Raw genomic sequence first — 14,422 nt, 5'->3', positions numbered from 1 at the left:
CCGGCTCACCGTGCCCGGTCGGGCGTCCACAACAGGCCGGGGTGCCCGGGCGCTCGTAGGCTCGGAGCATGTCAGAGGTGTATGCGGACCGCCGGATCCGGCTGCGCGACCGGTGCGCGGCCGCGGGCAGCCCGGCGGCCCTGGTCTCCCGCCCCGCCAATGTCCGCTATCTCACGGGCGGTTCGCCCGCCGGGGCCGTGCTGCTGCTCGGGCCCGACGAGGACGTGCTGCTCTGCCCCACCGCGCCGGGCGACGATCCGGCCGACGGGCACCTCGACGACCAGCTGCGCCGCCTCGTCGTGCCCGGCGACGGCGGGGACCCGGCGGTCGCGGCCGCCGGCTTCGCCCGCAAGGCCGGGGCCGACGCCCTCTCCGTCGAGGAGCACCATCTGACCGTGGCAAGGCACCGCGCCATGGGCGCCGCCGCGCACGGGCTGCGGCTCGCCGACCTGTCCTGCGCCGTCGAGCAGCTGCGGATCGTCAAGGACGAGGACGAGATCGGCTGTCTGCGGATCGCCGCCGAGATCGCCGACCAGGCGCTCGGCGAGCTCCTGGAGTCGATCCTGGTCGGCCGCACCGAGCGGCACCTGGCCCTGGAACTGGAGCGGCGCCTTGTCGACCACGGCGCCGACGGGCCGGCCTTCGCGACCTCCGTCGCCACCGGGCCGCACTCCGGCCGGGCCGCGCACCGGCCCACCGACCGGCGGGTCGAGGAGGGCGACTTCCTCACCGTCTGCCTCGGCGCCACCTACCGCGGCTACCGCTGCGAGATCGGCCGCACCTTCGTCATCGGGACCACCCCGGCCGACTGGCAGATCGAGCTGTACGACCTCGTCTTCGCCGCTCAGCGGGCCGGCCGCGAGGCACTCGTCCCCGGCGCCGAGTACCGCGACGTCGACCGGGCGGCCCGGCAGATCCTCGCCGGGGCCGGCCACGGCGATACCACCACCGCCCTCACCGGGCACGGTGTGGGCCTGGAAATCGACGAGGACCCGCAGCTCGCACCCGCGGCCATGGGTAAACTGGACGCTTGCGTGCCGGTCACCGTCGAACCGGGGGTCCACCTCCCGGGCCGGGGCGGGGTCCGGATCGATGACACGCTCGTCGTACGCCAGGAGGCGGACGGCGGACCCGAGCTACTCACCATCACGACCAAGGAACTGCTCGCGCTCTAGCCCGCGCCGTTCCTCTTGGTCCACGTCAGTACCAGGAGATTCCGCAACCGTGGCTTCCACGAACGACCTCAAGAACGGCATGGTGCTCAAGCTCGAAGGCGGCCAGCTCTGGTCCGTCGTCGAGTTCCAGCACGTCAAGCCCGGCAAGGGCCCGGCCTTCGTGCGCACCAAGCTCAAGAACGTGCTGTCCGGCAAGGTCGTCGACAAGACCTTCAACGCGGGTGTGAAGGTCGACACCGCCACCATCGACCGCCGTGACATGCAGTTCTCCTACATGGACGGCGAGTACTTCGTCTTCATGGACATGGAGACCTACGACCAGCTGCCCGTCGACAGGAAGGCCGTCGGCGACGCCGCCAACTTCCTCATCGAGGGCTTCACGGCCTCCGTCGCGCGCCACGAGGGCGAGGTGCTCTACGTGGAGCTCCCGGCCGCCGTCGTGCTGGAGATCCAGCACACCGACCCGGGCGTCCAGGGCGACCGCTCCACCGGCGGCACCAAGCCCGCCACGCTGGAGACCGGCCACGAGATCCAGGTCCCGCTCTTCGTCACCACCGGTGAGAAGGTCAAGGTCGACACCCGCACCAGCGCCTACCTCGGCCGGGTGAACGACTAACCGTGGCCGCCCGGAGCAAGGCCCGCAGGCGGGCCTTCCAGATTCTGTTCGAGGCCGACCAGCGAGGTGCCTCGGTGCAGGAGGTCCTCGCGGACCAGGTCCGGCTGCACCGGTCCGACAACCGCCAGCCGCCGGTGAACGACTTCACCATGCAGCTCGTCGAGGGCTACGCGAAGCACGTGGCCCGGATCGACGAGCTCATCGCGACCTACGCGGTGGACTGGGACCTCGACCGGATGCCGGTCACCGACCGGAACATCGTGCGCCTCGCCGCGTACGAGCTGATCTGGGAGGACGGCACCCCGGACGCCGTGGCGATCGACGAGGCCGTGAACCTCGCCAAGGAGTTCTCCACGGACGAGTCGCCGACCTTCGTCAACGGTCTGCTCGCGCGCTTCAAGGACCTGAAGCCGCGCCTGCGCCGGGACGGCGCGGACGCCTAGGCCACGGCCTGGTCCCGCACGCCCCCCTGGCAGTCGAAAGGGGCCCGCAGCACCTCGGGTGCTGCGGGCCCCTTCGTCGTACCGCCGAACCGGTACGCGGAAACGCCGGGGCCCCGGGAGTCGAGGTGACTCCCGGGGCCCCGGCGGCACGTTTCTGCGGTGACCTGGCAGGTCAGTTGGCGTCCTCGTGGGCGACCGCGCGGCGCGCGTCCGCGTCGAGCACGCCCCAGCTGATCAGCTGCTCGGTGAGGACCGAGGGGGACTGGTCGTAGATGACGGCGAGGGTGCGCAGGTCGTCCTGGCGGATCGACAGCACCTTGCCGTTGTAGTCGCCGCGCTGCGACTGGATCGTCGCCGCGTAGCGCTGGAGCGGGCCGGCCTTCTCCGCGGGGACGTGGGCCAGGCGCTCCAGGTCCAGGACCAGCTTCGGCGGCGGCTCGGCGGCACCGCCAGGGGTCGTGCCCGGCAGCAGTTCCTGCACCGGCACGCCGTAGAAGTCCGCCAGCTCGGCCAGGCGCTGCACCGTCACGGCGCGGTCACCACGCTCGTACGAACCGACCACGACCGCCTTCCAGCGGCCCTGGGACTTCTCCTCCACCCCGTGGAGGGAAAGGCCCTGCTGGGTGCGGATCGCACGGAGTTTGGCCCCGAGCTGCTTTGCGTATTCGCTGGACATAACGCTCCCGGACGCTGAGACGACGTTGCGGCTGCGCCGCGCGGCTGGTAACTCACTGTGAGGTTACGCAGCGTGACACTCTCCCGTCAAGCCGAATGGTCCATACCGCCTCCTCCCGGGGGACGGCGCGCGGAGTGGCGGCCCGGGGGCGAGCGGGACGCCCGCACCCCCCTGGTAAGGTGGGTGGCGCAAATCCGACGTCCTTTAAGGTCCGTCCCGTGAGGCGGAGAAGGAGGTCCGTTTTCATATGGACGCACAGCAGCAGTACGGCGAGACGGCGCGGCCCGTTCTGGAGGCCCCCGACATCGCACGGGTCCTGACCCGTATCGCCCACGAGATCGTCGAGCGCGCCAAGGGCGCCGACGACGTGGTCCTCCTCGGCATCCCCACCCGCGGCGTGTACCTCGCCCGCCGGCTGGCCGAGAAGCTCGACTCCATCACCGGCGGCAAGATCCCGGTCGGTTCCCTGGACATCACCATGTACCGGGACGACCTGCGGCTGAAGCCCGCCCGCGCCATCGGCCGCACCGAGATCCCCGGTGACGGCATCGACGGGCGCCTCGTCGTCCTCGTCGACGACGTCCTCTTCTCGGGCCGCACCATCCGCGCCGCCCTCGACGCCCTCGGCGACATCGGCCGGCCGCGCGCCGTCCAGCTCGCCGTCCTCGTCGACCGCGGCCACCGCGAGCTGCCCATCCGCGCCGACTACGTCGGCAAGAACCTCCCCACGTCGCTGCGGGAGACGGTCAAGGTCCTGCTCGCCGAGGAGGACGGTCGCGACACCGTGCTGCTCGGCAGCCAGCCCGCCTCCTGACACCTTCACCGGCCCCCCGCGGGAGCCGGGGCACCCCCCTGCGCCCCCGCATGCCCTCACCCTCCCCACCACGGAGCGAAACCCCGATGATGCGTCACCTCATCTCGGCCGCCGACCTCACCCGCGACGACGCCGTCCTGATCCTCGACACCGCCGAGGAGATGGCCCGGGTGGCCGACCGGCCCATCAAGAAGCTGCCGACCCTGCGCGGCCGGACCATCTGCAACCTGTTCTTCGAGGACTCCACCCGCACCCGGATCTCCTTCGAGGCGGCCGAGAAGCGCCTGTCCGCGGACGTCATCAACTTCGCCGCCAAGGGCTCCAGCGTCTCCAAGGGCGAATCCTTGAAGGACACCGCGCAGACCCTGGAGGCGATGGGCGTCGACGCCGTCGTCATCCGGCACAGCGCCTCCGGCGCCCCGTACCGCCTGGCCACCTCCGGCTGGATCGACGCCCCCGTCATCAACGCCGGCGACGGTACCCACCAGCACCCCACCCAGGCCCTGCTCGACGCCTTCACCATGCGCCGCCGCCTGGTCGGCCGGGACGCCGGACTCGGCAAGGACCTGGCGGGCAGGCGCATCACCCTCGTCGGCGACGTGCTGCACAGCCGGGTCGCCCGCTCCAACGTCGACCTGCTGCACACCCTCGGCGCCGAGGTCACCCTGGTGGCCCCGCCCACCCTGGTCCCGGTCGGCGTCGAGACCTGGCCCTGCGAGGTGTCGTACGACCTCGACAGCGTGCTGCCGAAGTCCGACGCGGTGATGATGCTGCGTGTGCAGCGCGAGCGGATGAACGCCGCCTTCTTCCCGACCGAGCGCGAGTACTCGCGCCGCTACGGGCTCGACGGCGACCGGATGGCGAAGATGCCGGAGCACGCCATCGTCATGCACCCCGGCCCGATGGTCCGCGGCATGGAGATCACCGCCGAGGTCGCCGACTCCGACCGCTGCACGGTCGTCGAGCAGGTCGCCAACGGCGTGTCCATCCGGATGGCCGTCCTCTACCTGCTGCTCGGCGGCTCCGAGCCCGCCGCCGCCCCCGCCCCCAGCACCACCCGCACCGAGGAGAGCAAGTAAGCATGAGCAAGATCCTGATCCGCGGTGCGAAGGTGCTCGGCGGCGAGGCGCAGGACGTCCTCATCGACGGCGAGACCATCGCGGCGGTCGGTACGGGCCTGTCGGCCGAGGGCGCCCAGGTGATCGAGGCCGAGGGGCAGATCCTGCTGCCCGGCCTGGTCGACCTGCACACCCATCTGCGCGAGCCCGGCCGCGAGGACTCCGAGACCGTCCTCACCGGCACCCGCGCCGCCGCCTCCGGCGGCTACACCGCCGTCTTCGCCATGGCCAACACCCACCCCGTCGCCGACACCGCCGGTGTCGTCGAGCAGGTCTACCGCCTCGGCAAGGAGGCCGGCTACTGCGACGTGCAGCCCATCGGCGCCGTCACCGTCGGCCTGGAGGGCAGGAAGCTCGCCGAGCTCGGCGCCATGCACGACTCCGCCGCCGGCGTCACCGTCTTCTCCGACGACGGCAAGTGCGTCGACGACGCCGTGATCATGCGCCGCGCCCTGGAGTACGTGAAGGCCTTCGGCGGCGTCGTCGCCCAGCACGCCCAGGAGCCCCGCCTCACCGAGGGCGCCCAGATGAACGAGGGCGTCGTCTCCGCCGAGCTCGGCCTCGGCGGCTGGCCCGCCGTCGCCGAGGAGTCGATCATCGCCCGCGACGTCCTCCTCGCCGAGCACGTCGGCTCCCGCGTGCACATCTGCCACCTCTCCACCGCCGGCTCCGTCGAGATCGTCCGCTGGGCCAAGTCCCGCGGCATCGACGTCACCGCCGAGGTCACCCCGCACCACCTCCTCCTCACGGACGAGCTGGTCCGCTCGTACAACCCGGTCTACAAGGTCAACCCGCCGTTGCGCACCGAGCGTGACGTCATGGCGCTGCGCGAGGCCCTCGCCGACGGCACCATCGACATCGTCGCCACCGACCACGCCCCGCACCCGCACGAGGACAAGGACTGCGAGTGGGCCGCCGCCGCCATGGGCATGGTCGGCCTGGAGACCGCGCTGTCCGTGGTCCAGCAGACGATGGTCGAGACCGGCCTGCTCGACTGGGCCGGCGTCGCCGACCGGATGTCCGTGAAGCCCGCGCGGATCGGACGGGCCGACGGCCACGGACGCCCCGTCTCGGCTGGTGAGCCCGCGAACCTGACCCTGGTGGATCCGGCATACCGTGGTGTCGTGGACCCCGCCGACTTCGCCTCCCGCAGCCGTAACACCCCCTACGAGGGCCGCGAGCTTCCGGGACGCGTCACCCACACGTTCCTGCGGGGCCGGGCAACGCTCGTCGACGGGAAGCTGGCGTGACACCACTCATCCAACTGGCCGAAGCCGCCGCCGCGGCCGAACAGAAGTCCGCCGAGGTCACCGACTGGGCCGGCCGGCTCGGCTGGGTCGCCGGACTCCTGCTCTTCATCACCCTCGTCTACTGGCTGATGCGCCAGGGATGGAAGTGGCGCGGCAGCCTCCAGTCCGGCCTCCCGCCCCTCCCCGAGGTGCCGGAGACCCCCGGTGAGACCACGCTGGAGCTGAGCGGCCGCTACCACGGCTCCACCACCGCCGGACAGTGGCTCGACCGGATCGTCGCCCACGGCCTGGGCACCCGAAGCCGCGCCGAGCTCACCCTCACCGACGCCGGGATCACCGTCGTACGCCCCGGGGCGCACGACTTCCTGATCCCCGCCGCCGCCCTGCGCGAGGCCCGCCTCGACAAGGGCATCGCCGGCAAGGTCCTCACCGAGGGCGGCCTGCTCGTCGTGACCTGGGAGCACGGCGACACGCTGCTCGACTCCGGCTTCCGCGCCGACCGGGCCGCGGAGCACGCCGCCTGGGTCGAGGCGATCAACTCCATGAGCACCACGCACCACGCGCACACGCACCACGCACGCACGACGGAAGGCACCGCACGATGACGACCTCCACAAGGGGAGCTGCCAGGGTTCCCGCCGTACTCGTCCTGGAGGACGGCCGCATCTTCCGCGGCCGCGCCTACGGGGCCGTGGGGGAGACCTTCGGCGAGGCCGTGTTCTCCACCGGCATGACCGGCTACCAGGAGACCCTCACCGACCCGTCGTACCACCGCCAGGTCGTCGTGATGACCGCCCCGCACGTCGGCAACACCGGCGTCAACGACGAGGACCCCGAGTCCGCCCGCATCTGGGTCTCCGGCTACGTGGTCCGCGACCCCGCCCGCGTCCCCTCCAACTGGCGCGCGAAGCGCTCCCTCGACGAGGAGCTGCGCCACCAGGGCGTCGTCGGCATCCAGGGCATCGACACCCGCGCGCTCACCCGCCACCTGCGCGAGCGCGGCGCCATGCGCGTCGGCATCTTCTCCGGCAGCGCCCTGCCCGACGACGGCACCCTGCTCGCCGAGGTGCGCCAGCAGCCCGAGATGCAGGGCTCTGACCTCTCCGCCGAGGTCGCCACCAAGGAGACCTACGTCGTCCCGGCGATCGGTACGAAGAAGTTCACCGTCGCCGCCGTCGACCTCGGCATCAAGGGCATGACCCCGCACCGGATGGCCGAGCGCGGCATCGAGGTCCACGTGCTGCCCGCCACCGCCACCGCCGAGGACGTCTACGCCGTCCGGCCCGACGGTGTGTTCTTCTCCAACGGCCCGGGCGACCCGGCCACCGCCGACGGCCCCGTCGCCGTCATGCAGGAAGTGCTGCGCCGCAGGACCCCGCTCTTCGGCATCTGCTTCGGCAACCAGATCCTCGGCCGCGCGCTCGGCTTCGGCACGTACAAGCTGAAGTACGGCCACCGGGGCATCAACCAGCCCGTCCAGGACCGCACCACCGGCAAGGTCGAGGTCACCGCGCACAACCACGGCTTCGCCGTCGACGCGCCCCTCGACAAGATCTCCGACACGCCCTTCGGGCGCGCCGAGGTCTCCCACGTGTGCCTGAACGACAACGTCGTGGAGGGCCTCCAGCTGCTCGACCAGCCCGCGTTCTCCGTCCAGTACCACCCGGAGGCGGCCGCGGGTCCGCACGACGCCGCGTACCTCTTCGACCGCTTCGTTTCGCTGATGGAGGCCGAGCGTGCCTAAGCGCACCGACATCCAGTCCGTTCTGGTCATCGGCTCCGGCCCGATCGTCATCGGGCAGGCCGCCGAGTTCGACTACTCCGGCACCCAGGCCTGCCGGGTGCTGAAGTCCGAGGGCCTCCGGGTCATCCTGGTCAACTCCAACCCGGCCACGATCATGACCGACCCGGAGATCGCCGACGCCACCTACGTCGAGCCGATCACCCCCGAGTTCGTCGAGAAGATCATCGCCAAGGAGCGCCCCGACGCCCTCCTGCCGACGCTGGGCGGCCAGACGGCCCTCAACACGGCCATCTCCATGCACGAGCAGGGCGTCCTGGAGAAGTACGGCGTCGAGCTCATCGGCGCCAACGTGGAGGCGATCCACAAGGGCGAGGACCGCGACCTCTTCAAGGGCGTCGTCGAGGCCGTCAACACCAAGATCGGGCAGGGCGAGTCCGCCCGCTCGGTCATCTGCCACTCGATGGACGACGTCCTCAAGGGCGTCGAGACGCTCGGCGGCTACCCCGTCGTCGTCCGCCCCTCCTTCACCATGGGCGGCGCCGGCTCCGGCTTCGCGCACGACGAGGACGAGCTGCGCCGCATCGCCGGCCAGGGCCTCACGCTCTCCCCGACCACCGAGGTGCTCCTGGAGGAGTCCATCCTCGGCTGGAAGGAGTACGAGCTGGAGCTCATGCGCGACAAGCACGACAACGTCGTGGTCGTCTGCTCCATCGAGAACTTCGACCCCATGGGCGTGCACACCGGCGACTCGATCACCGTCGCCCCGGCGATGACGCTGACCGACCGCGAGTACCAGGTCCTGCGTGACATCGGCATCGCGATCATCCGCGAGGTCGGCGTCGACACCGGCGGCTGCAACATCCAGTTCGCGGTCAACCCCGACGACGGCCGCATCATCGTCATCGAGATGAACCCGCGCGTCTCCCGCTCCTCCGCGCTCGCCTCCAAGGCCACCGGCTTCCCGATCGCCAAGATCGCCGCCCGGCTCGCCGTCGGCTACACGCTTGACGAGATCCCGAACGACATCACCGAGAAGACCCCGGCCTCCTTCGAGCCGACCCTCGACTACGTCGTCGTCAAGGCCCCGCGCTTCGCCTTCGAGAAGTTCCCGCAGGCCGACTCCACGCTGACCACCACCATGAAGTCGGTCGGCGAGGCCATGGCCATCGGCCGCAACTTCACCGAGGCCCTGCAGAAGGCCCTGCGCTCCCTGGAGAAGAAGGGCTCGCAGTTCGCCTTCACCGGCGAGCCGGGCGACAAGGACGAGCTGCTGCGCACGGCGGCCCGCCCGACCGACGGCCGGATCAACACGGTCATGGAGGCCATCCGGGCCGGCGCCACGCCCGAGGAGGTCTTCCAGGCCACCAAGATCGACCCGTGGTTCGTCGACCAGCTCTTCCTGATCAAGGAGATCGCCGACGACCTGGCCGCCGCCGCGAAGCTCGACCCCGAGCTGCTCGCCGAGGCCAAGCGCCACGGCTTCTCCGACGCCCAGATCGCCGAGATCCGCGGGCTGCGCGAGGACGTCGTCCGCGAGGTCCGGCACGCCCTCGGCGTCCGCCCGGTCTACAAGACGGTCGACACCTGCGCCGCCGAGTTCGCCGCGAACACCCCGTACTTCTACTCCTCGTACGACGAGGAGACCGAGGTCGCGTCCCGCACCAAGCCCGCGGTGATCATCCTGGGCTCCGGCCCGAACCGCATCGGCCAGGGCATCGAGTTCGACTACTCCTGCGTCCACGCCTCCTTCGCGCTCAGCGACGCGGGCTACGAGACCGTGATGGTCAACTGCAACCCGGAGACCGTCTCCACGGACTACGACACCTCCGACCGGCTCTACTTCGAGCCGCTCACCCTGGAGGACGTCCTGGAGATCGTGCACGCCGAGTCGCTGGCCGGCCCGGTCGCCGGTGTCGTCGTCCAGCTCGGCGGCCAGACCCCGCTCGGCCTCGCCCAGGCGCTCAAGGACAACGGCGTGCCGGTCGTCGGCACCTCGCCGGAGGCCATCCACGCCGCCGAGGACCGCGGCGCCTTCGGCCAGGTCCTCGCCGAGGCCGGCCTGCCCGCCCCCAAGCACGGCACCGCGACCACCTTCGCCGGCGCCAAGGCCATCGCCGACGAGATCGGCTACCCCGTCCTCGTCCGCCCGTCGTACGTGCTCGGCGGCCGCGGCATGGAGATCGTGTACGACGAGGCGCGCCTGGAGTCGTACATCGCCGAGTCCACCGAGATCAGCCCCACCCGGCCGGTCCTGGTCGACCGCTTCCTCGACGACGCCATCGAGATCGACGTCGACGCGCTCTACGACGGCCACGAGCTCTACCTCGGCGGCGTCATGGAGCACATCGAGGAGGCCGGCATCCACTCCGGCGACTCGGCCTGCGCCCTGCCCCCGATCACCCTCGGCGGCTTCGACATCAAGCGGCTGCGCGCCTCCACCGAGGCCATCGCCAAGGGCGTCGGCGTGCGCGGCCTGATCAACATCCAGTTCGCGATGGCCGGCGACATCCTGTACGTCCTGGAGGCCAACCCGCGCGCCTCCCGCACCGTCCCCTTCACCTCGAAGGCGACCGCGGTGCCGCTCGCGAAGGCCGCCGCCCGCATCTCGCTCGGCGCCTCCATCGCCGAGCTGCGCGCCGAGGGCCTGCTGCCGAAGATCGGCGACGGCGGCACCCTGCCGCTCGACGCGCCGATCTCCGTCAAGGAGGCCGTCATGCCGTGGTCGCGCTTCCGCGACATCCACGGCCGCGGCGTGGACACCGTCCTCGGCCCGGAGATGCGCTCCACCGGCGAGGTCATGGGCATCGACTCGGTCTTCGGCACGGCGTACGCCAAGTCGCAGGCCGGCGCCTACGGCCCGCTGCCCACCAAGGGCCGCGCGTTCATCTCCGTCGCCAACCGCGACAAGCGCTCGATGATCTTCCCGGCCCGTGAGCTGGTCGCCCACGGCTTCGAACTGCTCGCCACCTCCGGCACCGCGGAGGTCCTCAAGCGCAACGGCATCAACGCCACCGTCGTGCGCAAGCTGTCCGAGGGCGAGGGCCCGGGCGGCGAGAAGACCGTCGTCCAGCTCATCCACGACGGCCAGATCGACCTGATCGTCAACACCCCGTACGGCACCGGCGGCCGCCTCGACGGCTACGAGATCCGTACGGCGGCGGTGTCCCGCGGCGTCCCGTGCCTCACCACGGTCCAGGCGCTCGCGGCGGCCGTCCAGGGCATCGACGCACTCAACCACGGCGACGTGGGCGTCCGCTCGCTCCAGGATCACGCGGCGCATCTGACCGCGGCCCGCGACTAGCAGCCCACAAGGGGGACACCGGGAACGGTGTCCCCCTCTTGCTGAGGACACCTTCATGTACAAGTTCTTCTTCACCCTGGTCTTCAAGCGGATGGATCCCGAGGAGGCCCACCACCTGGCCTTCCGCTGGATCCGGCTCGCCGCCCGCGTCCCGGTCCTGCGCACCTTCGTCGCGGCCGTCCTCGCCCCCCGGTACGAGGAGCTGCGCACCGAGGCCCTCGGCCTGCGGATGCACGGCCCCTTCGGCCTGGCCGCCGGCTTCGACAAGAACGCCGTCGCCATCGACGGCATGTCGATGCTCGGCTTCGACCATGTCGAGATCGGCACCGTCACCGGCGAGGCCCAGCCCGGCAACCCCAAGAAGCGCCTCTTCCGGCTGGTCCCGGACCGCGCCCTGATCAACCGCATGGGCTTCAACAACGAGGGCTCGGCCGCCGTCGCCGCCCGCCTCGCCGCCCGCAACCCGGTTTTCAGGACCGTCGTCGGCGTCAACATCGGCAAGACCAAGGTCGTCCCCGAGGCCGAGGCCGCCGCCGACTACGTGAAGTCCACCGAGCGGCTCGCCCGGCACGCCGACTACCTGGTCGTCAACGTCTCCTCGCCGAACACCCCCGGCCTGCGCAACCTCCAGGCCACCGAGTCGCTGCGCCCGCTGCTCAGCGCCGTCCGCGAGGCCGCCGACCGCTCCGTGACCGGCCGCCGGGTCCCGCTCCTGGTGAAGATCGCCCCCGACCTCGCCGACGAGGACGTGGACGCGGTCGCCGACCTGGCCCTGGAACTCGGCCTCGACGGCATCATCGCCACCAACACCACCATCGCCCGCGAGGGCCTGGGCCTGAGGTCCGACCCGGCGCTGATCAAGGAGACCGGCGGACTGTCCGGCGCACCGGTCAAGCAGCGCTCCCTGGAGGTGCTGCGCCGGCTGTACGCGCGCGTGGGCGACCGCATCGTCCTCGTGGGCGTCGGCGGCATCGAGAACGCCGAGGACGCCTGGCAGCGGATCCTCGCCGGCGCGACCCTGGTGCAGGGCTACAGCGCCTTCATCTACGAGGGCCCGTTCTACGCCCGCGCGATCCACAAGGGCCTGGCCGCGCGCCTCGCGGCCTCCCCGTACGCCACCCTCGCCGAGGCCGTCGGCGCCGACCACCGAAAGGCCGCCAAGTGACTCCTTCCTTCGGGACCCGCCTGCGCTCCGCCATGGACGAGCGCGGACCGCTGTGCGTCGGCATCGACCCGCACGCCTCGCTGCTCGACTCCTGGGGCCTCGCCGACGACATCCAGGGCCTGGAGCGCTTCACGTACACCGTGGTGGAGGCCCTGGCCGGCACGGTCGCGGTCTTCAAGCCGCAGGCCGCCTTCTTCGAGCGCTTCGGCTCGCGCGGTGTCGCGGTCCTGGAGCGGGCCACGGCCGATCTGCGCGCGGCCGGCGGCCTGGTCGTGATGGACGCCAAGCGCGGCGACATCGGCTCCACCATGGGCGCCTACGCGGAGGCCTTCCTGCGCAAGGACTCCCCGCTCTTCTCCGACGCGCTGACCGTCTCCCCGTACCTCGGTTACGGCTCCCTGAAGCCGGCCGTCGACCTGGCCCGCGAGTCCGGCGCCGGGCTCTTCGTGCTCGCGTTGACCTCCAACCCGGAGGGCGCGGAGGTCCAGCGGGCCGTCCGCGAGGACGGGCGGACCATCGGCGCGACGATGCTGGCGCACCTGGCCGAGGAGAACGCGGGGGAGACCCCGATGGGTTCCTTCGGCGCGGTGGTCGGCGCCACCCTCGGCGATCTGTCCTCCTTCGACCTGGACATCAACGGTCCGCTGCTCGCCCCCGGCATCGGCGCCCAGGGCGCGACCCCGGCCGACCTGCCGAAGGTCTTCGGCGCCGCGGTCCGCAACGTGGTGCCGAACGTCAGCCGCGGGGTCCTGAAGGCGGGCCCGGACGCCGGTGCGCTGCGTTCGGCCGCGGAACGTTACGCGAACGAGATCAGGGAGGCCGTGGGCGCCTGAGGCACCCCGGTGGCCCTTTTCGGCCGGTTCTTGTCAATCCGCAGGTCGGGCGGCGTGTTGTCGTCGTCTCACTCCTTGACAAAACTTGGCCCAAAACGGAGTCGTTATGCCGGAAAAGTCCTGGTCGGTCGATGCTGACCAGGACTTTTCGTCTGTTCTCGCTGACTCGGGCGGCCTTGGCCGCTAGTCTCCGGGGCAGAGTCGGCGTTCGGCGTACTCCACGTCGGGCGTTGCTCCACTGGTGTGGGGTGCGTCGCTCCTGCGGGACGGGCAGCTTCCCACCGGTCCGTATCCGACAGTTCGACATCCGAGGTGACGTAGGCGTGGCTCTTCCGCCCCTTACCCCTGAACAGCGCGCAGCCGCGCTCGAAAAGGCCGCCGCGGCTCGCCGGGAGCGGGCCGAGGTCAAGAATCGACTCAAGCACTCCGGCGCCTCCCTCCACGAGGTCATCGAGCAGGGCCGCAAGAACGAGGTCATCGGCAAGATGAAGGTCTCGGCCCTGCTCGAGTCCCTGCCGGGCGTGGGCAAGGTCCGCGCCAAGCAGATCATGGAGCGGCTCGGCATCTCCGAGAGCCGCCGGGTCCGGGGTCTCGGCTCCAACCAGATCGCGTCCCTGGAGCGCGAGTTCGGCGGCGCCGGCGCCTGAGCGCGCCGCGGCCGTACCGGCTGCCCGGGACCAGGCGTCCCGGGCACACCGGTGAAGCTGGAATAATCGCTGCATGGCAGCAGAGGTACGTCCGCGGCTGACCGTGCTCTCCGGCCCCTCCGGGGTGGGCAAGAGCACGGTTGTCGCTCATATGCGCAAGGTCCACCCCGAGGTCTGGCTCTCGGTGTCGGCCACGACACGGAAGCCGCGACCCGGCGAGCAGCACGGTGTCCAGTACTTCTTCGTCACGGACGACGAGTTCGACAAGCTGGTCGCCAACGGTGAGCTCCTGGAGTGGGCCGAGTTCGCGGGCAACCGCTACGGCACCCCGCGGCGCGCGGTCCTCGACCGCCTGGAGGCCGGCGAGCCGGTGCTCCTGGAGATCGACCTCCAGGGCGCCCGCCAGGTCAAGGAGTCGATGGACGACGCGCAGCTGGTCTTCCTGGCCCCGCCGAGCTGGGAGGAACTGGTCCGCCGCCTCACCGGCCGCGGCACCGAGTCGGCCGAGGTCATCGAGCGCCGTCTGGAGGCCGCGAAGATCGAGCTGGCCGCCGAGTCGGAGTTCGACACCACGCTCGTCAACACCTCGGTCGAGGACGTCGCGCGTGAGCTGCTAACGTTGATGAACGTTGTCTGATCT

Annotated in this window: 14 protein-coding genes; 13 read left to right on the top strand and 1 reads right to left on the bottom strand. The window is 71.1% G+C overall.

What is annotated here, in order from left to right:
- Positions 1-68: 68 nt before the first annotated feature.
- Genes AB0C73_RS21110 through nusB form a run of 3 tightly spaced genes read left to right on the top strand, consistent with a single transcriptional unit; the run spans position 69 to position 2,234 of the window.
- Positions 69-1,175, top strand: coding sequence for an aminopeptidase P family protein (locus tag AB0C73_RS21110; protein ID WP_362532214.1), 1,107 nt, complete (start codon positions 69-71; stop codon positions 1,173-1,175).
- A gap of 49 nt (positions 1,176-1,224) precedes the next feature.
- Positions 1,225-1,791 carry an elongation factor P gene (gene efp / locus AB0C73_RS21105; RefSeq protein ID WP_362532212.1) on the top strand — a complete coding sequence of 189 codons (567 nt, stop codon included), beginning with the start codon at positions 1,225-1,227 and terminating at the stop codon, positions 1,789-1,791.
- A gap of 2 nt (positions 1,792-1,793) precedes the next feature.
- The gene (nusB, locus tag AB0C73_RS21100; protein WP_362532209.1) at positions 1,794-2,234 is read left to right on the top strand and encodes a transcription antitermination factor NusB; all 441 of its coding nucleotides are present in this window, start codon (positions 1,794-1,796) and stop codon (positions 2,232-2,234) included.
- A gap of 172 nt (positions 2,235-2,406) precedes the next feature.
- Here nusB and bldD read toward each other — a convergent pair whose 3' ends face one another.
- Positions 2,407-2,910 (bottom strand): transcriptional regulator BldD, encoded by a 504-nt coding sequence (gene bldD, locus AB0C73_RS21095; protein ID WP_362532207.1) that lies wholly within the window; start codon positions 2,908-2,910, stop codon positions 2,407-2,409.
- Between the two features lie 247 nt (positions 2,911-3,157).
- Here bldD and pyrR point away from each other — a divergent pair, with 247 nt between their 5' ends.
- The 10 genes from pyrR to gmk all read left to right on the top strand — a co-directional run bounded on the left by pyrR (position 3,158) and on the right by gmk (position 14,419).
- Positions 3,158-3,724, top strand: coding sequence for a bifunctional pyr operon transcriptional regulator/uracil phosphoribosyltransferase PyrR (gene pyrR, locus AB0C73_RS21090; protein ID WP_362532204.1), 567 nt, complete (start codon positions 3,158-3,160; stop codon positions 3,722-3,724).
- An 86-nt stretch (positions 3,725-3,810) separates the two neighbouring features.
- Positions 3,811-4,803, top strand: a complete 993-nt coding sequence (locus AB0C73_RS21085; RefSeq protein WP_362532201.1) for an aspartate carbamoyltransferase catalytic subunit — start codon at positions 3,811-3,813, stop codon at positions 4,801-4,803.
- 2 nt (positions 4,804-4,805) lie between these two features.
- On the top strand, positions 4,806-6,092 hold the full coding sequence (locus tag AB0C73_RS21080) for a dihydroorotase (RefSeq protein WP_362532199.1): 1,287 nt from the start codon (positions 4,806-4,808) through the stop codon (positions 6,090-6,092).
- Complete coding sequence (locus AB0C73_RS21075) at positions 6,089-6,697, top strand: hypothetical protein (RefSeq protein WP_362532196.1); 609 nt, start codon at positions 6,089-6,091, stop codon at positions 6,695-6,697. The genes AB0C73_RS21080 and AB0C73_RS21075 overlap by 4 nt, the downstream gene beginning before the upstream one ends.
- On the top strand, positions 6,694-7,836 hold the full coding sequence (gene carA / locus AB0C73_RS21070) for a glutamine-hydrolyzing carbamoyl-phosphate synthase small subunit (RefSeq protein WP_362532193.1): 1,143 nt from the start codon (positions 6,694-6,696) through the stop codon (positions 7,834-7,836). The genes AB0C73_RS21075 and carA overlap by 4 nt, the downstream gene beginning before the upstream one ends.
- Positions 7,829-11,137, top strand: a complete 3,309-nt coding sequence (carB, locus tag AB0C73_RS21065) for a carbamoyl-phosphate synthase large subunit (protein WP_362532190.1) — start codon at positions 7,829-7,831, stop codon at positions 11,135-11,137. The genes carA and carB overlap by 8 nt, the downstream gene beginning before the upstream one ends.
- 55 nt (positions 11,138-11,192) lie before the next feature.
- Positions 11,193-12,302: a quinone-dependent dihydroorotate dehydrogenase gene (locus AB0C73_RS21060; protein ID WP_362532188.1), complete on the top strand. Its 1,110-nt coding sequence runs from the start codon at positions 11,193-11,195 to the stop codon at positions 12,300-12,302.
- Positions 12,299-13,135, top strand: a complete 837-nt coding sequence (pyrF, locus tag AB0C73_RS21055) for an orotidine-5'-phosphate decarboxylase (protein WP_362532185.1) — start codon at positions 12,299-12,301, stop codon at positions 13,133-13,135. Before AB0C73_RS21060 ends, pyrF begins: the two co-directional genes overlap by 4 nt.
- A 323-nt stretch (positions 13,136-13,458) precedes the next feature.
- The gene (mihF, locus tag AB0C73_RS21050; protein ID WP_362532182.1) at positions 13,459-13,782 is read left to right on the top strand and encodes an integration host factor, actinobacterial type; all 324 of its coding nucleotides are present in this window, start codon (positions 13,459-13,461) and stop codon (positions 13,780-13,782) included.
- Positions 13,783-13,855: 73 nt separating this feature from the next.
- Complete coding sequence (gene gmk / locus AB0C73_RS21045; RefSeq protein ID WP_362532180.1) at positions 13,856-14,419, top strand: guanylate kinase; 564 nt, start codon at positions 13,856-13,858, stop codon at positions 14,417-14,419.
- Positions 14,420-14,422: the final 3 nt, after the last annotated feature.

The sequence above is a fragment of the Streptomyces sp. NPDC048623 genome (assembly GCF_040650755.1).
Lineage (GTDB): Bacteria > Actinomycetota > Actinomycetes > Streptomycetales > Streptomycetaceae > Streptomyces.
Note: the sequence above shows the minus strand (reverse complement) of the source record. Positions and strands in the feature narration are given on the sequence as shown.